Source organism: Klebsiella grimontii (assembly GCF_042137965.1).
In the GTDB taxonomy this organism is placed as follows: domain Bacteria; phylum Pseudomonadota; class Gammaproteobacteria; order Enterobacterales; family Enterobacteriaceae; genus Klebsiella; species Klebsiella grimontii.
On record NZ_CP169721.1, the window covers coordinates 4,908,270 to 4,927,452 of the forward strand.

The following is a 19,183-nucleotide window of genomic DNA, read 5'->3' on the forward strand; positions in this document are numbered from 1 at the left end:
TATAATCGGCGCCAGTCTCAATGAAGGAGTGTTTCATGTCCGCTTTTACCCCGGCAAGTGAAGTCTTGCTGCGCCACAGTGATGATTTCGAGTCCGCCCGCGTTCTGTTTGCCGGTGACCTGCAGGATGACCTGCCCGCACGTCTGGACACGGCCGCCAGCCGCGCCCATACCCAGCAGTTCCACCACTGGCAGGTACTGAGCCGCCAGATGGGCGAAAATGCCCGCTATAGCCTGGTCGCAGAGGCCGGCGATGTCGCCGATTGCGATACGCTGATCTACTACTGGCCAAAGAATAAACCGGAAGCGCAGTTTCAGCTGATGAACCTGCTTTCGCTGCTGCCGACCGGTATTGATATTTTCGTGGTTGGCGAGAACCGCAGCGGCGTACGCAGCGCCGAACAGATGCTGGCGGAGTATGCGCCGCTGAGCAAAATCGACAGCGCGCGCCGCTGTGGCCTGTATCACGGTCGTCTGGAGAAACAGCCCACGTTCGATCCCGAACAGTACTGGGGCGAGTACCCGCTGGAGAATCTGACGATTAAAACGCTTCCCGGCGTCTTCAGCCGCGACGGGCTGGATATTGGTAGCCAGCTGCTGCTTTCCACGCTCACCCCGCATACCAAAGGTAAAGTGCTGGACGTCGGCTGCGGCGCTGGCGTGCTGGCAACCGTGCTGGCCAGCCACTCGCCTAAAGTTCGCTTAACGTTATGCGACGTCAGCGCGCCGGCAGTAGAAGCCAGTCGCGCTACGCTCGCCGCTAACGGCATCGAAGGGGAAGTGTTCGCCAGCAACGTGTTCTCCGAAGTAAACGGCCGTTTCGACATGATCATCTCCAACCCGCCTTTCCACGACGGTCTGCAGACCAGCCTGGAAGCCGCGCAAACCCTGATCCGCGGCGCCGTTCGTCATCTCAACAGCGGCGGAGAGCTCCGCATTGTCGCCAACGCCTTCCTGCCCTACCCGAACGTGCTGGATGAGATCTTCGGCTTCCATGAAGTGATTGCTCAAACGGGCCGCTTTAAGGTCTACCGAACGGTGATGACGCGTCAGGCGAAGAAATAACCTCGTTTTTTTCGGCGCCAGCAGCCGCTGGTCGCCGATGTTTCCCCTCTCTGACCGCCCATTTTTGCAACAATCAATCCAACTGATACAATTAACTATTGACGAATAGCTGAAAACCACTAGAATGCGCCTCCGTGGTAACGATACTTTCATAGTGTCGATGGTATGCGAAGGTGGCGGAATTGGTAGACGCGCTAGCTTCAGGTGTTAGTGTCCTTACGGACGTGGGGGTTCAAGTCCCCCCCCTCGCACCATAATCCACGTTGATATTGCTCGCACTGGGCGAAGGTGGCGGAATTGGTAGACGCGCTAGCTTCAGGTGTTAGTGTTCTTACGGACGTGGGGGTTCAAGTCCCCCCCCTCGCACCAACGAGGCGATATCAAAAATTAAGAATACTGTGCGAAGGTGGCGGAATTGGTAGACGCGCTAGCTTCAGGTGTTAGTGTCCTTACGGACGTGGGGGTTCAAGTCCCCCCCCTCGCACCAATATTCTTATCCCTTCTGCTTTATCCCATCAGCTTGACATTCATTATAATCAGCATCATTCCACTGACTAACGCCACGCATGACGGCAGCAAAACGAAATGTCGCAGCTGACGGTGCCAAATCATCATCGCTGACATAAGCATTCCCAGCGCCACCAATGCGCGCCAGGCATCAACCGACAAATCGGCAAACCCAAGCGCGGCAATCAGTACGCCGGGGAGCACCACGCCCCATCCACTCCCTAAAGTTCGCTGCAACATGTTTTCGCCTCTCGTAACGATAATGATAACCAATATCATATGGTAGTTTTTATCATTTGTCATGTCAGGGAAACGGGAAGCCTTTATTCTTTACGTTTGCAGTAATGACATACATTCATGAAGGTGATAAATTAAGCAAAAGAAATTATATATTAAATAATCTGATTATTTCGTAAAAACCTTATTTTGCGCACTGTTTTTTATTATTCACTTCAAACTAACATCACATTGAATTTTAACGATTAATAATGACAACTCCGACATGACTGCACAATCCTGGCGCTCCCATTACGAACAGAAATATCAGTATTCCTTACGGCTATTTTTACTGCTTAATTTAGTTTCATCTTTCTTATCCCTTGTCAGCCCGCTCTTCACCGTCATCACGTTTACTCTGCCCTGTTTTCTGATTGTTGCCTGCAGCACGGTCCTGCTGCTGTGGCACTGTAAGTTCGCTCAGCACAAAATAAATATTCCGGTTATTTCTCTGATATTTGGCCTGCTTTGGGCATGGCACGTTGCGCTAAAAGCAATGATGATGGGTCCGCCGCATTTTAACTACCTGGTGATCGCCTTATTAAGCGTGTTATTTATTGGCACTATTGCTTTTTCCAGCAATATCATTGGCTTTACTTTGCACTCTTTACCAACCTACTTTACCTGCCTGATTCTTGGCGGCGGAGAACAATGGTTGCGCATGTCCTGGTGCTTCTTGTTGCCTATTGCGGGTATCACCCTGCAAAGCTTAATTCAGAAACGCAGCGATATATTCACCCAGGGACTAATGGATAAGCTGCTGAAGGAACGTAATACCCTTAACGATCTCAGTATGTTGGATCCGCTTACCGGCTTGTATAACCGTCGGGGTTTACAAAATCGTCTGGATACCGTTCTCTCTCTGGACAGCGCCGGACATTACGTCCTGCTGCTGGATATTGACCATTTCAAAGCCTACAACGACCACTATGGGCATATGATGGGCGACCAGGCATTAATTCAGGTTTCCGCCGCCATTCGTAACGCCGTACGCTCACGCGATATCGTAGCCCGCTTTGGCGGCGAAGAGTTCATGGTGCTGTTGACCAGCAGCAGCGCGGAGAACGCCCTTCAGGCCGCAGAGCGCATCCGTCAGCGGGTCTACGATCTGAAAATCCCGCATATGTTTAACGAAAGCGTCGCGACCAATGTGACCATTAGTATCGGTATGACGCCGCTGGTGGATGCTGATATCGACAGCGCCCTGAAACGGGCGGATAACGCGCTCTACGAAGCCAAAAACATGGGAAGAAACATCATTCTCGCCAGCTAATCCTTTACCGCGCGGCAAGAGTCGCCGCGCGGACAAATCACTTGCCAAGCCGGGACCACGGCATTAGTATCAGAAATCATTATCATTTAGATTTGTATCTGGCACTCGATGGCTTACCGTTCACTCGCATTCAATACTGAGATCATCTGGCGGGCCCCGCTCCCTTCGGCTGAGCGTGAACTGGCAAATTCGATACGCGACAAAATTAGCGCGTTACGTCCCCATTTGCTGGATTTTCTCCGTCTGAATGAAGAAGCCCCTCCCCATGCGCTAACTCTGGCTGAGTGGTCACAGCCCGCGACGCTGAGTTCGTTCATCGCGACCTGGTCCGACCATATTTATCGTCACCAGCCCGGTCAACCCCGTGAGCAAAAACCGCTGCTGTCCCTCTGGGCGCAATGGTACATCGGTTTACTGGTGCCCCCTTTAATGTTGGCGCTGTTGAGCGAAGAACGCGCCATTAGCCTGGCGCCGGAACATGTGCGCGTCGAGTTTCATGAGTCAGGCCGCGCCGCCTGTTTCTGGATTGATGTTCATTCAGCAGGTACTTCCCCGACAGAGTCCGCGCAGTCCCGGATGGAAAAGCTGGTCACCACGGCTTTACAACCCGTCGTGCAGGCGCTTGAAGCCACCGGCGATATTAATGGCAAACTTATCTGGAACAATACTGGCTACCTGATTAACTGGTATCTGGGAGAAATGAAAACGTTGCTGGGAGATGAAAAAGTGGCCGCTCTGCGCCAGCGCTGCTTCTTCGAAAAACAGCTATCCAACGGCGAGGATAATCCGCTGTGGCGAACCGTGGTTTTACGTGAAGGACAGCTTGTGCGCCGCACCTGCTGCCAGCGCTATCGCCTGCCGGATGTGCAGCAGTGCGGGGACTGCACGCTGAAATGATCTTTTGATAACGACAACGGGCGGCTATTTCAGCCGCCCGTTTGCTTTTATGCCGTCTGCTGGCTCTCTTCCGCAATGCGCTGCGCCTCTTCGGCCTCCTGCGCTAACAGCTGTTTCTCATAAACCTTGAAGAAGGGGAAGTAGATAATCGCGGAAACGCACGCGAGGACAACCACCAGAATCGCCGCCCGGAAATCCCAACCCAGCGCCCATGCGCCGCCAATCGGTGCCGGGGCGGTCCACGGCACAACCGAAATCACCCGACCAATGAGATCCATCTTCATGGCAGCCCAGGCCAGTACGGCGTTAACCATCGGCGCCAGCAGGAAGGGAATAAAGAACACCGGGTTCATCACAATAGGCGTGCCAAAAATGACCGGCTCGTTGATGTTAAACAGGCTTGGCACCACGCTCAGGCGGCCAATCGACCGCAGATGCGCGGAGCGGCTACGCAGATAGCAGAACACCAGCCCCATCGTCGCTCCTGAACCGCCAATCACAATAAAAAATGTCCAGAACGCTTCCATAAAGATATGCGGCAGCGGCGCCCCCTGCGCCAGAGCCTGCTGGTTCATGCCGAGGTTAGTGAGCCAGAACATCTGCAGCATGCCGGAAACAATAGCCGCACCGTGGATACCCGCAAACCACAGCAGGTGGCCCACCAGAACCGCCAATAAAATGGCGGGTAACGAGTCGGCTGCGGAAACCAGCGGTTTAAAGATAGCCATGATGGCCTGAGGGATCAGCATATCAAAATGATGCTGAATAAGCAGGCTCAGGGGATATAGCGTCAGGACGACAACCAGTACCGGGATCAGCAGATCAAATGAGTTTTTGATCATCGGCGGCACCTGATCCGGCAGGCGAATACCAATATTATGCGCTTTCAGGAAACGCATCATTTCAACGCAGTAGACCGCTACAAGAATCGCCGTAAATATCCCGGTTCCTCCCAGGCTATCTACCGGCAGGTTGCCGTTCGTTTTTGGCGCCGCCACCAGCAGGAAGGCCATAATCGACAGCATGGCGCACATAAAGGGGTCGAGCTGATTGGTTTTTTCGTAATGCTTGCCGAGGTTATAGGCGATCGCGGCGCAAATGTAGATCGACATAATACCCATCGTCATATCGAACGGCGTCAGAATTCGCCCTTCAAACTCTTTTGCCAGATCCAGCCAGGCGCGGGCAAATCCCCATGTGGTATCCGGTGAAAACGGCGGATAAGCGAATACCAGCAGAAAAGAGCCGACAATCATAAACGGCATGGCGGAGATAAAACCGTCGCGGATAGCCATCACATGGCGCTGAGATGAGATGCGCCCGGCGACAGGGCTGATGTAATTTTCTACGAAGCGAAATATCAGATTAAATGCAGCATGGTTAGCAGACATAGCAGCCCTCCTGACAGGCTAGATGAACAGGCCCAACAACGATTATCCTGCCGCTGTGATGAATCTGCTTCTGCGAGTGGGCGACCAGATTTGATAACCCGCAGGCTTTAGTGCTCAGGTACGTTCGATTCATCTTCGGCTCTTTTGTTATAGGTGACGCAGGGAAGTTACCTTGTCAGTATTCATGTCTCCATGAATAACCGCAACCGGTTACAGTAACCGGTTGCGGCGAATGTGAAGGAGATCCAGAAATTAGAAAGAATCTTGATTATCAACGAGAGATATTTACACTTTGCGAAGCTTGTGACAGATTTTTAACAAGCCTTAATCAGGAGATTCCAATGAGTCTGCAGTCCGTGCGGCAGTTTTTTGCTGAGCGCGCCCCCGATATCGAAATCATCGAACTTACTCAGAGCACGGCCACGGTAGCGTTAGCCGCAGCGGCACATAATGTTGAACCCGGGCAAATAGCCAAGACCCTGTCTTTAAAAATAAAAGAAAGGGTTGTGCTCGTTGTCGCAAAAGGCGATGCACGCCTGGATAATAAAAAACTAAAGGAGGCATTTGGCGCCAAAGCGCGCATGCTCAGCAGCGATGAGGTCATTACGCTAACGGGACACCCCATTGGCGGCGTGTGCCCCTTTGGTCTGGAAGTTCCGCTGGCGGTGTACTGCGATATCTCACTGAGGCAGTACCCGGAAGTGCTGCCAGCAGCAGGATCAATTCATAGCGCCGTTCGCATTTCACCCGAGCGGATGGCGCAGTTGACTGATGCTAAGTGGATTGATGTTTGTCTTTAATAGACCATTGGCGCTACTGAGCAAGGCGCATAACTCTGGCATCGTCATTATTCGCCGACAGGCGCATTAAAATGTCTGCCGCGCTCAGTAGTCCTATATCAGAACTGACGCCAAGCTTGGTCATGGCATTGAACTTATGGGCCCGAATCGTTTTAATATTTCTTTCCAGCTGTGTCGCTATTTCAGGTAATGAGTAGCCATAAGACATATATCGTAGGATGGTATGTTCCGTTGGGCTCAAAATTTGGCTAGAAATGTTCTGCTTTTGACATACCGATCCCTCATTAGTCTGGTAGCTATGTTCGAGAAGCTGAAGCAAATATTCCTGCAGTTGGATCCGACAGGCCGATTTATTCAGAATGCCGTGTAAACGGGAAGGCGTCAAATGGCTAACCAAACGCATTTCCGCTTCATCATTAGCCAGGACAATTCTTTGCGTTTCGGGGCAATAACGCGCGATCTCATGGAGAAAGAGCAAACTTTCAAGACGGGACCTGCGGTTCCCTGAAAGGGAAAAAATAATCGCAGAAAAATCTTCAGACTGAAACTCTCGTTTTAATGCTTTAGTATCTTTAAAGAATTGAATACGATAATTCTTACCACTTTCATTAAGTAAGATGTGGCGAAGAGCCACTTCCGTCATCGCACATTTCTCTACGATAGCGATATATCGTGTTGTGAAGTCTTTTTCCATTCTGTTTGATCTCCATAGGCTGAATAAATATTCAGCTCCTTCATTCCCTGTGCACTATTAATCCAGGCATACATCTCTGCATTACTACGCAGAGATAAGCGGCGCATAGCACTATTTTTCTGCGCACTTATGGTTTTATTGCTCTTCTTCAATAAAGCAGCAATTTGATTAATTCCCCACCCTTTTGCAAGCAGCCTCAATACCTTACGCTCAGAAAGAGTCAAAATGACCATCTTTTGCTGTTCTTCACCGATGCGTTCAACTTCAGGAGAAAACAACGTCTGGCTAATACGCTCAGCGGCAAGACCACCGGCGCGAACCACTTCGATAAGGCGTTTTACCGGCTCGCTGTCTGAAATTAACGTACTTTCGGGACGCATTAATAATTGAACGGCTAACGGAAAACAGGTGCTACCTACCATAAAGACCCAGTGTATATCCCTGTATTGGGTCATTAAAGAGTAGTAGTGTTCACAAATATTTCCTGGATGCTCTATTTCACCGGAAAGATCAGCGATAACCAACACTGCGCGGCGCAATTGCAGCAGGGTTAGCTCATCCTGAGAACGACAAAAACTCAATTCATAATCAGGGAGATGCTCCCCAACGATGGCCTTCAAACCGGACTGCATCACCGGTATTCTACTGATAATAATGCCGAACTTACCCTGTCCTGGTAACATAAACCCTCCGCTTCCTGTCGAAGATTCACCGCCGGCGCAAAACAATCGGATGAATAATTTAATAGCCATCATAATTATTTTGCCAAAATGAATCTTTATCGTCCCTGGCGGGTACGCTATTTCGCACCCTAAAGCCAACTTATATAATGAGGAGTAACATATTGCTGTTATCCATGCCAATGATTAACATTAACACAGGTGGTTGTCATCAATAAATTAGAAATGGTTAACATCGTCGTTAGATACGCTAACTTAAGATATATTAAATAAAGATTTCTTTATTTTATTTTTTTCCTAAATGCTTTTGGGGATTCACCGCTATAGCGACGAAAGAAACGAGAAAAATAGGCCGCGTCATTAAACCCCAAGTAATCAGAAAGTTGCGCAATAGTCATGCTGGTATACTGCAGGTTGCGCCGCGCCTCAAGCATCAACCTTTGATGTAAAACGCCCAGCGCACTGCAGCCATAAAATTCATGGCACAAATAATTTAAATGGGTCGCGGATACCCCCACCCGACTGGCATATCCGGCTAAGGGCAGATGTTCGCGATAATGGCTTTCTATAAGACGAGAGAAATGGCGCATCACGCTACGCTTGCGTTCCGCTTTGTCCTCCGCTATCGGCTGCGGGCGATATTGCCGATTCAGCCAGACCAACAGCGCTCCCAGCAGTGAATGCAGCATCATTTCACGCGCATCATATTCCTCACGGTACTCTTCTCGCAAAGCGGTAAACAGCGCCCGAATATGGCCTCGGGAGGCTTTTACCGGCACACACTGCGGCTGGCCGAGGAGATCCAACTGGCGACCAAACTGATTCTCAACCCTCCTGAGCAGGGGTAACGCCAGGGATAAAACGTATCCTTCCGTGCCCGGCGAAAATCGAAATCCATGAATACATAGCGCCGGAACAACCTGAATACAGGATTCCACCATCACGGTGGTTGTTCCTTCGATTTCAATTTCCGCCCGCCCTTTATGCAGGTACAGCAGTTGCACCAGCTCAGCATGCTGATGCACGCGGATATGCCATTCATAAAGATGGCTGCGCTGGAGTATCGACTCACAGTGCAGAAGTTCGGGCGTTGGCCAGCCCTGCTCTTCGCCATACAGTTTGAAAACGGGAATGGTGCTCACTGCCTGCATCACGCCTCCTGATATTTTGGGTGTTACACCACGCGCTCCATCGGCAGACCAACATAGTTTTCAGCGATAGTGGTTAACCCCGCGCGTGATTGCAGATAATAACGACGATCCGCCGCCTGCATTTTTCTGTCGAACTCGCTTTGCTGCGGAAAATCATGCAGCAGACGCGTCATAAACCAGCTGAATCGCTCCCCCTTCCACACCCGATCCAGCGCCAAACGCGAGTAGCTGGCTAAGAGGTCAACGCGGCCATGGTGATAATACTCGCGCAGGATCCGCCATAAATAGTTCACGTCGGACGCCGCGAGATTCAGCCCTTTTGCCCCGGTAGGCGGTACGATATGCGCCGCATCTCCCAGCAGAAATAGTTTGCCGTACTGCATCGGCTCTACCACATAGCTGCGCAGCGGCGCGATGCTCTTCTCCAGTGAGTGACCCGTTACTAACTTGCTGGACAACTCATCAGGGAGACGCCGTTTAAGCTCATTCCAGAAGCGCTCATCAGACCAAGCCTCTACCTTTTCGCTAAGCGGTACCTGCAGATAATAGCGGCTTCTGGTTAGTGAGCGCTGACTACACAACACAAACCCGCGTTCGTGGTGAGCGTAAATCAGCTCCGGATTTACCGGCGGCGTGTCGGCCAGCAGTCCCAGCCAGCCAAACGGCCAGACGCTCTCGTACTCTTTCAGAACCCCTGCCGGAATGCTCTGCCGGGACACGCCGTGAAAGCCGTCGCAACCGGCAATAAAATCGCACTCCAGGCGGTGGTTTTCTCCGTTACAGGCAAAAGAGACCGACGGTCTATCGCTTTTGGCATCATTAATTGTGACGTCGCTAACGCCATAAATCGTCGGGGCGCCACTTTCCGCCCGCGCCGCCATTAAATCCCGCGTCACCTCAGTCTGGCCGTATACCATCACGCTTTTGCCTTCCGTCAGCTCCGTCAGCGCAACCGGTACGCGTTTGCCTTCAAACAGAAACTCGACCCCATGATGGATCAGGCCTTCAGCATCCATTCGCCGGGCCGCCCCGGCTTCGCGCAGCAGCTCTACCGTTCCGCTTTCCAGAATGCCCGCGCGGATCCTCCCCAGTACATACTCGGGCGTCTGCCGCTCAAGGATCACGGTCTGAATCCCGGCGTGATGTAATAGCTGCCCCAACAGGAGCCCGGATGGACCCGCGCCGATAATCGCCACCTGTGTTTTCATAGGATTGCCTCAGCAAAGTTAATTATTTGTTTGTTTTTTGTTTATTAAAAGTTTGAATTTGCATTTTTGATAAGTCTGCCGGGAAAAAGAAGGGAGAAAATGGCGCAAAAATTGTACTTTTCACCAATTTTACGGAAGTGTGGCTGAGTTCAAATTTTCACGGAGCCCGCAGAACGGGTGTTTTTTTACACATTGTTTGATCCTGACCGCTCAGAGAAAGCACGACTTCAGGTAAAAGTATCGCCAGACACTACGGCATCGGGCATCACGGACAGCAGGTATTTATGCAAGCAGATCGGGCAACCCAGCGCGCAATCACGCGCTTGTGCATTCAATGTGGTCTTTTCTTATTACAGCATGGCGCGGAAAGCGCGCTGGTTGAGGAGCTTTCAACTCGTCTGGGCCTGGCGTTGGGGATGGATAGCGTTGAAAGCGCCATCTCTTCCAATGCGATTGTGCTCACCACCATCAAAGATGGCGAATGCCTGACTTCAACGCGAAAAAACACCGATCGCGGCATCAACATGCACGTCGTCACGGAAGTTCAGCATATTGTGATTATGGCGGAGCATAAGCTGCTGGATTATAAGGATGTCGAAAAACGATTCGCGCAAATCAAACCGCTGCGCTATCCACGCTGGCTGCTGGTGTTAATGGTCGGCCTCTCCTGCGCCTGCTTTTGCAAGCTTAACAACGGCGGCTGGGACGGCGCGCTGGTCACCTTCTGCGCCAGTACGATAGCCATGTATATTCGTCAGGTACTCACCCATCGCTCCATGCATCCGCAAATCAATTTCTGCCTCACCGCCTTCGTCGCAACGACCATCTCCGGACTGATGCTGCGCCTGCCCGCTTTCGCCAGCACGCCGACGATAGCCATGGCCGCCAGCGTACTGCTGCTGGTGCCCGGTTTTCCGCTGATCAACGCCGTTGCCGACATGTTTAAAGGGCATATCAATACCGGCCTGGCGCGCTGGGCCATTGCCAGTCTGCTCACGCTCGCCACCTGTATTGGCGTGGTGATGGCGATGACGATGTGGGGGCTACGCGGATGGGCATAATTATGTATCTCTACGCGCTGGCGCAGGATATGGCTCTGGCAGCCATCCCCGCCGTTGGGTTCGCCATGGTATTCAACGTCCCGCAGCGGGCGCTGCGCTGGTGCGCGCTACTGGGGGCTATCGGCCACTGCTCGCGCATGGTCATGATGACGGCGGGTTTTAATATCGAGTGGGCAACGTTCATGGCCGCCCTGCTGGTTGGCAGCATTGGGATCCAGTGGTCTCGTTGGTATCTGGCGCATCCAAAGATTTTCACCGTAGCGGCGGTGATCCCGATGTTTCCCGGTATCTCCGCCTATACCGCGATGATTTCAGCGGTCAAAATCAGTCATTTTGGCTACTCGGAAGAGATGATGATTATGCTGCTGAGTAACTTTCTCAAGGCTTCATCCATCGTTGGCGCATTATCGATCGGCCTTTCTATCCCGGGGCTTTGGCTGTATCGCAAGCGTCCGCGCGTTTAATTCACCGCGCCGCCGGGTTACCTGCGGCGCTCCTTCCTGAGCGACCTCTATGCTACTATGTGTGCAGCTACCCCTCTCCTTTTAGTTGTTCAGAGTTGAGATTGATTTATGTCTTCACGAATATTAACTACCGATTTTAGCGGTCTGGATGACTTCATGCAGGATCACGCAGCGGTACTGGCAAAATCGGCCGGCGGCGCCGTCGCCGTGTTTGCCAACAATGCCCCCGCCTTCTATGCGCTGACGCCGGAGCGTCTGGCGCAGCTGCTGGAGCTGGAAGCCAAACTGGCGCGCCCCAATAGCGATATCGCCCTCGACGCGCAGTTTTTTGACGAGCCGACGGCGGTTCCCGTTGCGGTACCGATGGGGAAATTCCCGATGTACGCCGACTGGCAGCCGGACGCCGATTTCCAGCGTCTGGCCGCGCTGTGGGGCATCGCCCTGAGCCAGCCCGTTACGCCGGAAGAGCTGGCCGCATTTGTCGCCTACTGGCAGGCGGAAGGTAAAGTCTTTCATCATGTCCAGTGGCAGCAGAAGCTGGCGCGCAGCGTACAGATTGGCCGGGCCAGCAACGGCGGCCAGCCGCGGCGTGACGTCAACGCAATTAGCGAACCTGAAAATCATATTCCACGAGGATTCCGAGGATGAGCATGAAAAATGTCGGCGATTTAATGAAGCGCCTGCAAAAAATGATGCCAGCCCATGTCGAACCCGCGTTTAAGACAGGTGAGGAGCTACTGGCATGGCAAAAAGAACAGGGCAAGCTGCGGTCTGAAGCGCTGGAACGCGAAAACCGCGCCATGAAAATGCAGCGTACCTTTAACCGCTCCGGCATCCGACCGCTGCACCAGAACTGCTCGCTGGATAACTACCGGGTTGAGTGTGAAGGCCAGATGATTGCGCTGTCCCGAGCGCGCCAGTACGTCGAGGAGTTCGACGGCAATATCGCCAGCTTTATCTTCTCCGGCAAACCGGGCACCGGAAAAAACCACCTCGCCGCCGCTATCTGCAACGAACTGCTACTGCGGGGTAAGTCGGTGTTGATTATTACCGTCGCCGATATCATGTCAGCGATGAAAGATACCTTCGGCAACCGGGAAACCAGCGAAGAGCAGCTTCTCACCGACCTGAGCAAGGTCGACCTGCTGGTGATTGACGAAATCGGGATGCAAACGGAATCACGCTACGAAAAGGTAATCATTAACCAGATCGTCGATCGCCGCTCTTCGTCAAAGCGCCCCACCGGTATGCTGACTAACAGCACCATGGACGAGATGAACAAGCTGCTTGGAGAGCGCGTCATGGACCGCATGCGGCTGGGCAATAGTCTGTGGGTCAACTTCAACTGGGACAGCTACCGCGATCGCGTGACCGGCAAAGAGTATTAAGATATTTCTGAACACTGCCGGCGTTATAATCAGGGCATTGTTCACTCACGGCGAAGAGTATGTCTATGAAATCGGTAAAAACGTTATTCCGCACGGCGATGGTGGCCGGCGCACTATTGACCTTCGGCGCTCACGCCACCTCCTGGCAGGATTCTCTTTCCAGCGCCGCGAACCAGCTCAGCAGCCAGAGCGGTAGCCAGCAAAGCGGCGGCATGTCCCTCTCTTCGCTGACCGGTTTGCTCAACGGCGGCAGCCAGTCGTTGACTTCCAGCAGTATGAATAATGCCGCCGGGATTATGTCTTATTGCGCGAAACAGAAACTGACCTCGGTAACCAATACCGAAAACATTAAAAATCAGGTTCTGGATAAGCTGGGTCTCAGCGCGCCGGAAAAACAAAAAGAAGACACCAACTATCTTGATGGCCTTCAGGGCTTGCTGAGTAGCAAAGACGGTCAGCAGCTGAATTTGAATAGCCTCGGCAGTAGCCCGCTGGCGGAAAAAGTGAAAACCAAAGCCTGCGACCTGGTATTAAAACAGGGCGTTAGCTTCCTCTCCTGATCCTGGCCGCATAATGCCGCGTTTGGCGCTTTACCCTGGCCAGCGCGGCCGCAACCTCTGTTTTTTAACATCTCTCCTTCTGAACCCCTGGCAGACAAGATGTGAAGCGGGTCAAAAATGGCGATTTCTAAACCAATTCTGAACCACAGCACAAATTCATGACGATACAATTGCGGCAATATTGCGCTGCAATTACAGTGTAGCGTGAAAAAAGATCTATCTGGCCAGCCGACAGCTGGCGTGAATGAGGATGAGCTGTGTCAGAGTTGTTATCCATCGCCCTGTTTGTTGCCTCGGTGATGATTTACGCGTTAAAAGCCGGTCGTAATACCTGGTGGTTCGCCGCCACGCTCACGGTGCTGGGCCTGTTCGTTATTCTGAATATTACCCTCTACGCCAGTAATTACTTCACCGGCGACGGTATCAATGACGCGGTACTTTATACGTTGACCAACAGCCTGACGGGCGCTGGCGTGGGCAAATATATTCTGCCGGGCGTTGGGCTGGTCGTGGCGCTGGTCGCGGTATTTGGCGCACTCGGCTGGGTGCTGCGCCGCCGCCGTCATCATCCTCATCACTTTGGTTACAGCCTGGTGGCGCTGGTCCTGGCGCTGGCGTCCGTGGACGCCAGTCCGGCCTTCCGCCAGATTAGCGAACTGGTCAAATCCCAGTCCCGCGATGGCGACCCTGACTTCGTGGCTTACTACAAAGAGCCGTCAAAGAGCATCGCGAACCCAAAACTGAACCTGGTGTACATCTACGGCGAAAGCCTTGAGCGCACCTATTTTGATAACGACGCGTTCCCGGATCTGACCCCGGAGCTCGGTAAAGTGAAAAGCGAGGGGCTGGATTTCAGCAATACCGCCCAGCTACCCGGCACCGACTACACGATTGCCGGAATGGTCGCTTCCCAGTGCGGGATCCCGCTGTTCGCGCCGTTCGAAGGCAACGCCTCGGCCTCAGTTTCCAGCTTTTTCCCGCAGAATATCTGTCTGGGCGATATCCTGAAAAACTCCGGTTACGAAAACTACTTCGTCCAGGGGGCGAACCTGCGCTTCGCCGGGAAAGATGTGTTCTTGAAATCGCACGGCTTCGATCATCTGTACGGCGCGGAGGAGCTAAAAACCACGGTCGCCGACCCAGCTTACCGTAACGACTGGGGCTTCTACGACGATACCGTCCTTGATGAGACGTGGAAAAAATTTGAGGCGCTTTCGCAATCCGGAAAACGCTTCTCGCTGTTCGCTCTGACGGTCGATACCCATCACCCGGACGGCTTTATCTCCCGCACCTGCCAGCGTAAAAGCTACGACATAAATGGCAAAAAAAATCTCTCTTTCAGCGCCGTCTCCTGTAGCCAGGAGCATATTGCGGCGTTAATTGAGAAGATTAAAGCCTCGCCGTGGTTTAAAAACACGGTCATCGTGGTTTCTTCCGATCACCTGGCGATGAAAAACACCGCCTGGGATTATCTGAATAAGCAGGATCGCAGCAACCTGTTTTTCGTCCTGCGCGGCGATCAACCTCAGCAGGATACGCTGGCGCTCAAGCGTAATACCATGGATAACGGCGCGACGGTGCTGGATATCCTTGGCGGCGATAACTTTATTGGCCTTGGCCGCAGCAGCCTTTCCGGGGAGTCGCTCTCCACCGTTTTCCTCAATATGAAAGAGAAAGTGCTGGCGTGGAAGCCGGATATCATCCGCCTGTGGAATTTCCCCAAAGAGATGAAGAATTTCACCGTCGATTCGCAGAAGAATATGATCTCCTTCTCCGGCAGCCATTTCCGCCTGCCGCTGCTGCTGCGCATCTCCGATAAGCGCGTTGAGCCGCTGCCGGAGAGCGAATACTCCGCGCCGCTGCGCTTCCAGCTGGCCGACTTCGCGCCGCGCGATAACTTCGTCTGGGTCGACCGCTGCTACAAAATGGGTCAGCTATGGTCGCCGGAGCTGGCGCTCTCCACCGACTGGTGCGTATCGCAGGGCCAGCTGGGCGGCGAACAAAAAGTCCAGCGCGTCGATAAAGCCCAGTGGCAAGGCAAAACAGCGTTTAAAGATACCCTTATCGATATGGAGCGTTATAAAGGCAACGTCGATACGCTGAAGATTGTCGATAACGATATTCGCTATAAAGCCGACAGTTTCCTGTTCAACGTGGCCGGCGCGCCGGAAGAGGTGAAGCAATTCAGCGGCATCTCTCGCCCGGAATCATGGGGACGCTGGTCTAACGCGCAGCTCGGCAGTGAAGTGAAAATTGAATATAAAGAGCCGCTGCCGGAGAAATTCGACCTGGTGATTACTGCCAAAGCCTACGGGCCGAACGCCAATAAACCGATTCCGGTACGCGTGGGCAACAGCGAACAAACGCTAACGCTGGCCAATGATGTCACCACCACGACCCTGCATTTCGATAATCCGTCGCGCAGCAGTACGTTGACAATTGCCCCGCCGGATCCGCAGTCGACCAACGAGGGGAATATTCTCGGCCACTCCCCACGCCAGCTCGGTATCGGCATGGTTGAAATCAAAGTGGTGAAAAGCGAAGGATAAGTCATCGCGCCCGGCGTTTTTTACGCCGGGCCATAGTATCAGGGGCAGGATATCAACAATGCAGCGGCTTTAATTCATCCGCCGAAAGCCCGGTGATCCGCTGTACCGTCTCTTTATCTAAGCCGTCCTGCAGCATGCTGCTGGCAATGCGTAGCGCCTCCCGTCGGCTCCCTTCCTGCAGGCCTTCCTGTCTTCCCTCCTGCTTCCCCTCTTGCCAACCTTCCTGCTTAAGTTTTTGAGCGATAGACATCAACCTCTCCTCATACTGTGGCAGACGGCGGGCCAACCGGCGGAGAAACACGCTCGGGTCGGCGGTATTGCCGTACTGCAGCATATAGTGAAACAGCACTCGCAACTGTCTGCGGTTAGTGTATCCCAGCATCACAAGGGTCGCCAACGACTCCGTGATCCCGCTGAGATCGCGCTGGCGAATATGCTTTTGCATCAGCTCCAGCAGCGCGACCCGTCGATGCTGGACGATCTCGTCATCCGGCATCGCCGTAACGTCAATCAGCGGAAACGGGCGGCCATACAGCGTCTTAGCCATCTGCGGGTCGGCAAATTCATCCAGCCAGTTCAGGGAGAAAGGATAGGGACTGGTCGCGCCATGATAGAAAAGCATCGGCACCACCAGCGGCAGCTCTTTATGCCCGGCGTCGAGGTGGCGCTGCATCGCGGCAATCGCATAGCGCATCAGGCGAAACGCCATATGATTATCCGGCGAGCTTTGATGCTCTATCACCACATAGACATACCCCGGACCGGAGGTGGTTTGTACCGACCACAGCACATCAGAGTACCAGGCGCGCAGATCTTCATCGACAAAGCTCGCCGACTCCAGGCGCAGGGTGGCAAAATCACACTGCTGGCGGATCTCCTCCGGCAGGTACAGCGTGAGGAAATCATTCGCCGTCTCCGGGTGGCGAAGAAATCGTTTAAACACCGCATCGTGCGGCGTCGAGGTCATTCGTTTTTTCATGGCCATCCGCTTGCCTGAAAGTGAAGGAAAGCCGGACTCTACCACCGCTTTTTACCCGGTTGGTTTTGGCGATGATTTTCTGGGAAGCGCCTCGGAGAATAGCGCGGCGGCCAGCCGGGCTGGCCGCTACAGGCAAGAGTTAGTAATCAAACTGACGGTAATAACGACGGATATTCAGGTCGTGGCCGGTGTGATGCTCAAAGTGGGCCGCCAGCCTGTCCACCAGCAGGGTCGACACCACGCACGGCGCCATAATCCAGCGGAAGGCGTCATCAATACCGCTCAGCGGGTAGTCGCGCGGGTCAATCACCACCAGATGGTCGGTGATCTTCTCAGCGAAGCGTTCGACGCGCTCATCCAGCGCCCGGCATTTACCCTCGCCTTTGACCAGGAACAGCGGGACCTCTTTTTCCAGCAGCTCCAGCGTGCCGTGGAAAAACTCGGCCGAACTCACCGACTTGGTCCGCTTCCACTGCATCTCTTCCAGAATACACATCGAGAACAGATAAACCTCGCCCCACATTTCCGCACCGCCAATCCACATCATGTAATCACTGGTATGATATTGAGCGGCGATTTTATCCGCCTGCGGATCGAACTGGCGTTTAGCCTGCAATAAATTTTCCGGCAGCAGTTCCAGCTGGCTGGCAAAACGATCGTAATCGGCAAAGTCGCCGTGACGATAAATCACGCGGAAGAATAACCAGTACAGCAGCATATATTCATATTCCACGCCGTTCTTGTGGCACATCGGAATATGCCAGCTGGCGGCCTCGGCTAATGGCGAATCGGCATTACGGGTAATGGCCACCACGCGAATCCCCTGCGCTTTGCACCATTCTGCAATAGCTACCGACTCTTTGGTATCACCGGACTTGGATAGCGTCACCACCACCGCATCTTTATTTAATTTTTTGTGTCCACGATGAATTAATTCCGCCGCCTGCTCAAGGTAAACCGGCACGCTGGTTAATTCTTTTGCAAACTCATTTATTGCCATCATCGGCGCCAAAGAACCGCCTACCGAGGCGAAAAATAACGCGCTACAGCCGCTGTGATAAATATCATCGGCGACGGCTTCCGCCTGTTTGCGCGCAGCGATGATCTCGCGAGCACTGGTCAGGTACTCGTCCTGATTAAAACCCAACATAGTTATTCTCCTGAATAATCAGATTTTACTTTTTAATACGCGGTCAAAATCGTCAAAAATACGTTTTGCCAGATCGATCCCTTTTAGTCGGGCGGTATGCCATGCCAGCATCTGGACGGGAACGATCAGCAGCAGCGGCGCCAGGTGATGGTCGCACGGACAGCTCAGCGCCAGCGCCTGCTCATCCTCTTCATCGCTGAGCGTCAGCGTAAAGGCCCGGGCAATGGACGGCGCCATATAGTCCCGCAGCGCCCGGGTCCGCGCATCCGGCGCATCTTCGATAAACAGCATCACGTGACGGGCGTTCGCCTCCAGATAGGGGCCGTGCATATAGGCCTCAAGCTCAAATCCGCTGGAAGGGACGCGCACCGTCTCGGTAAATTTGGTTTCGAACTCCTTCGCCACCCCAACCAGCGCGCCATAGCCGGTGGCGACAAAGCGCTCGCCGCCCCGCAGCGTTTCGCCATGCCGCTCGATAAACCGCGAGGTGCGAGCTATCACATCCGGGATCGCCGCCGCCAGCCGTTGTAATTCATCAAGATAATGCTGCTCCTCGGCCTCGCTGGCTTTCCCCTGGCTGCGGGCGATCATCAGCGCCATCAGCAGCAAATTCAGCACCGTCGCGCTAAATCCGCGGGTGACAAACCCCACGCTCTCAATACCGGTATTGATATCCAGTACCCCGTCGCAAGCACGGGCTATCGGGCTTTGCGGGTCGGAGGTCAGGGCAAAAACCGGCAGGCTCAATGCCTGGACCTTGCGCATCGCCTCCAGCGTCGAGGCGCTTTTTCCGCTCTGCGAAATCGCCACCACCAGATCGGTATGCGGATCGACAGCCTCGTAATGCGTAAAGTTGTACGGCTCTTTAATTTCAACCAGCACGCCGAAGCGCTGTTCAAAGAAATAGCGCGCGCACAGAGCGGCGTTTAGCGACGATCCGGTCGCCAGCAGCAAAATACGGCGTACCGGATGCTGGCGGGCGAAATCCTCAATCGCCGCCAGCTTTTGCCGATAGTCGCGCAGGATCTGCGCCAGACAAGCCGGCTCTTCGCTGATATACGTCATCATCGTTGGTACCATTTTCGACTCCC

The 19,183-nt window shown here is 53.4% G+C and carries 19 protein-coding genes and 3 tRNA genes; 13 read left to right on the forward strand and 9 right to left on the reverse strand.

The genetic code is table 11. The annotated features are described in order from the left end of the window. Nucleotides 1-35: 35 nt before the first annotated feature. From rsmC to ACE3MN_RS22990, 4 genes are all read left to right on the forward strand, one after another. Nucleotides 36-1,064 (forward strand): 16S rRNA (guanine(1207)-N(2))-methyltransferase RsmC, encoded by a 1,029-nt coding sequence (gene rsmC / locus ACE3MN_RS22975; protein ID WP_024360401.1) that lies wholly within the window; start codon nt 36-38, stop codon nt 1,062-1,064. 167 nt (nt 1,065-1,231) lie between these two features. Further along, nucleotides 1,232-1,318, forward strand: a tRNA-Leu gene (locus ACE3MN_RS22980). 28 nt (nt 1,319-1,346) lie between these two features. Continuing rightward, nucleotides 1,347-1,433 (forward strand) — tRNA-Leu (locus tag ACE3MN_RS22985). A gap of 31 nt (nt 1,434-1,464) precedes the next feature. After that, a tRNA-Leu gene (locus ACE3MN_RS22990) sits at nt 1,465-1,551 on the forward strand. 20 nt (nt 1,552-1,571) lie between these two features. On the opposite strand, the gene ACE3MN_RS22995 is transcribed toward ACE3MN_RS22990, so the two are convergent. Next, a complete protein-coding gene (locus ACE3MN_RS22995; protein WP_004132308.1) occupies nt 1,572-1,811 on the reverse strand; it encodes a DUF1435 domain-containing protein in 240 nt (79 codons plus the stop codon). Nucleotides 1,812-2,073: 262 nt separating this feature from the next. On the opposite strand from ACE3MN_RS22995, the gene ACE3MN_RS23000 reads away from it, so the two are divergent. Both ACE3MN_RS23000 and fhuF read left to right on the forward strand, forming a co-directional pair. Then, entirely contained in the window at nt 2,074-3,120 is a 1,047-nt protein-coding gene (locus tag ACE3MN_RS23000; RefSeq protein WP_064342142.1) for a GGDEF domain-containing protein, read from the forward strand. Between the two features lie 108 nt (nt 3,121-3,228). Beyond that, nucleotides 3,229-4,017 (forward strand): siderophore-iron reductase FhuF, encoded by a 789-nt coding sequence (gene fhuF / locus ACE3MN_RS23005; RefSeq protein ID WP_004132120.1) that lies wholly within the window; start codon nt 3,229-3,231, stop codon nt 4,015-4,017. A 47-nt stretch (nt 4,018-4,064) separates the two neighbouring features. Here the strand turns inward: fhuF and ACE3MN_RS23010 are convergent, their stop codons facing one another. Beyond that, nucleotides 4,065-5,408, reverse strand: coding sequence for a PTS cellobiose transporter subunit IIC (locus ACE3MN_RS23010; protein WP_004128673.1), 1,344 nt, complete (start codon nt 5,406-5,408; stop codon nt 4,065-4,067). 341 nt (nt 5,409-5,749) lie between these two features. Between ACE3MN_RS23010 and ACE3MN_RS23015 the strand changes: the two genes are divergently transcribed. Beyond that, nucleotides 5,750-6,208 carry a YbaK/EbsC family protein gene (locus ACE3MN_RS23015; protein WP_004132117.1) on the forward strand — a complete coding sequence of 153 codons (459 nt, stop codon included), beginning with the start codon at nt 5,750-5,752 and terminating at the stop codon, nt 6,206-6,208. A 13-nt stretch (nt 6,209-6,221) separates the two neighbouring features. Here the strand turns inward: ACE3MN_RS23015 and bglJ are convergent, their stop codons facing one another. The 4 genes from bglJ to pobA all read right to left on the reverse strand — a co-directional run bounded on the left by bglJ (nt 6,222) and on the right by pobA (nt 9,941). After that, a complete protein-coding gene (bglJ, locus tag ACE3MN_RS23020; protein ID WP_064371494.1) occupies nt 6,222-6,902 on the reverse strand; it encodes a DNA-binding transcriptional activator BglJ in 681 nt (226 codons plus the stop codon). Continuing rightward, nucleotides 6,863-7,585, reverse strand: coding sequence for a helix-turn-helix transcriptional regulator (locus tag ACE3MN_RS23025; protein ID WP_004132115.1), 723 nt, complete (start codon nt 7,583-7,585; stop codon nt 6,863-6,865). Before ACE3MN_RS23025 ends, bglJ begins: the two co-directional genes overlap by 40 nt. A 278-nt stretch (nt 7,586-7,863) precedes the next feature. Then, nucleotides 7,864-8,733 carry a helix-turn-helix domain-containing protein gene (locus tag ACE3MN_RS23030; RefSeq protein ID WP_024360405.1) on the reverse strand — a complete coding sequence of 290 codons (870 nt, stop codon included), beginning with the start codon at nt 8,731-8,733 and terminating at the stop codon, nt 7,864-7,866. Between the two features lie 23 nt (nt 8,734-8,756). After that, nucleotides 8,757-9,941 (reverse strand): 4-hydroxybenzoate 3-monooxygenase, encoded by a 1,185-nt coding sequence (gene pobA / locus ACE3MN_RS23035; protein WP_004134231.1) that lies wholly within the window; start codon nt 9,939-9,941, stop codon nt 8,757-8,759. A 284-nt stretch (nt 9,942-10,225) separates the two neighbouring features. Here pobA and ACE3MN_RS23040 point away from each other — a divergent pair, with 284 nt between their 5' ends. The 6 genes from ACE3MN_RS23040 (at nt 10,226) to opgB (ending at nt 15,963) form a co-directional block, all read left to right on the forward strand. Next, the gene (locus ACE3MN_RS23040; RefSeq protein WP_004128660.1) at nt 10,226-11,002 is read left to right on the forward strand and encodes a threonine/serine exporter ThrE family protein; all 777 of its coding nucleotides are present in this window, start codon (nt 10,226-10,228) and stop codon (nt 11,000-11,002) included. Beyond that, nucleotides 10,993-11,466 carry a threonine/serine exporter gene (locus ACE3MN_RS23045; RefSeq protein WP_102650374.1) on the forward strand — a complete coding sequence of 158 codons (474 nt, stop codon included), beginning with the start codon at nt 10,993-10,995 and terminating at the stop codon, nt 11,464-11,466. The genes ACE3MN_RS23040 and ACE3MN_RS23045 overlap by 10 nt, the downstream gene beginning before the upstream one ends. Nucleotides 11,467-11,574: 108 nt before the next feature. Then, the gene (dnaT, locus tag ACE3MN_RS23050) at nt 11,575-12,114 is read left to right on the forward strand and encodes a primosomal protein DnaT (RefSeq protein WP_004134226.1); all 540 of its coding nucleotides are present in this window, start codon (nt 11,575-11,577) and stop codon (nt 12,112-12,114) included. A gap of 2 nt (nt 12,115-12,116) precedes the next feature. Further along, complete coding sequence (dnaC, locus tag ACE3MN_RS23055; RefSeq protein ID WP_014227813.1) at nt 12,117-12,854, forward strand: DNA replication protein DnaC; 738 nt, start codon at nt 12,117-12,119, stop codon at nt 12,852-12,854. Between the two features lie 65 nt (nt 12,855-12,919). Further along, nucleotides 12,920-13,414, forward strand: a complete 495-nt coding sequence (locus ACE3MN_RS23060) for a DUF2501 domain-containing protein (RefSeq protein ID WP_024360407.1) — start codon at nt 12,920-12,922, stop codon at nt 13,412-13,414. 257 nt (nt 13,415-13,671) lie between these two features. Further along, complete coding sequence (gene opgB, locus ACE3MN_RS23065) at nt 13,672-15,963, forward strand: phosphatidylglycerol--membrane-oligosaccharide glycerophosphotransferase (RefSeq protein ID WP_064411454.1); 2,292 nt, start codon at nt 13,672-13,674, stop codon at nt 15,961-15,963. 52 nt (nt 15,964-16,015) lie between these two features. On the opposite strand, the gene ACE3MN_RS23070 is transcribed toward opgB, so the two are convergent. The 3 genes from ACE3MN_RS23070 to ACE3MN_RS23080 form a co-directional block, all read right to left on the reverse strand. Further along, nucleotides 16,016-16,948, reverse strand: coding sequence for an Rpn family recombination-promoting nuclease/putative transposase (locus ACE3MN_RS23070; RefSeq protein ID WP_162685346.1), 933 nt, complete (start codon nt 16,946-16,948; stop codon nt 16,016-16,018). 133 nt (nt 16,949-17,081) lie between these two features. Beyond that, a complete protein-coding gene (locus tag ACE3MN_RS23075) occupies nt 17,082-18,092 on the reverse strand; it encodes an SIS domain-containing protein (RefSeq protein WP_082236776.1) in 1,011 nt (336 codons plus the stop codon). An 18-nt stretch (nt 18,093-18,110) separates the two neighbouring features. Then, a complete protein-coding gene (locus ACE3MN_RS23080; protein WP_102650375.1) occupies nt 18,111-19,172 on the reverse strand; it encodes an SIS domain-containing protein in 1,062 nt (353 codons plus the stop codon). Nucleotides 19,173-19,183 lie beyond the last annotated feature (11 nt).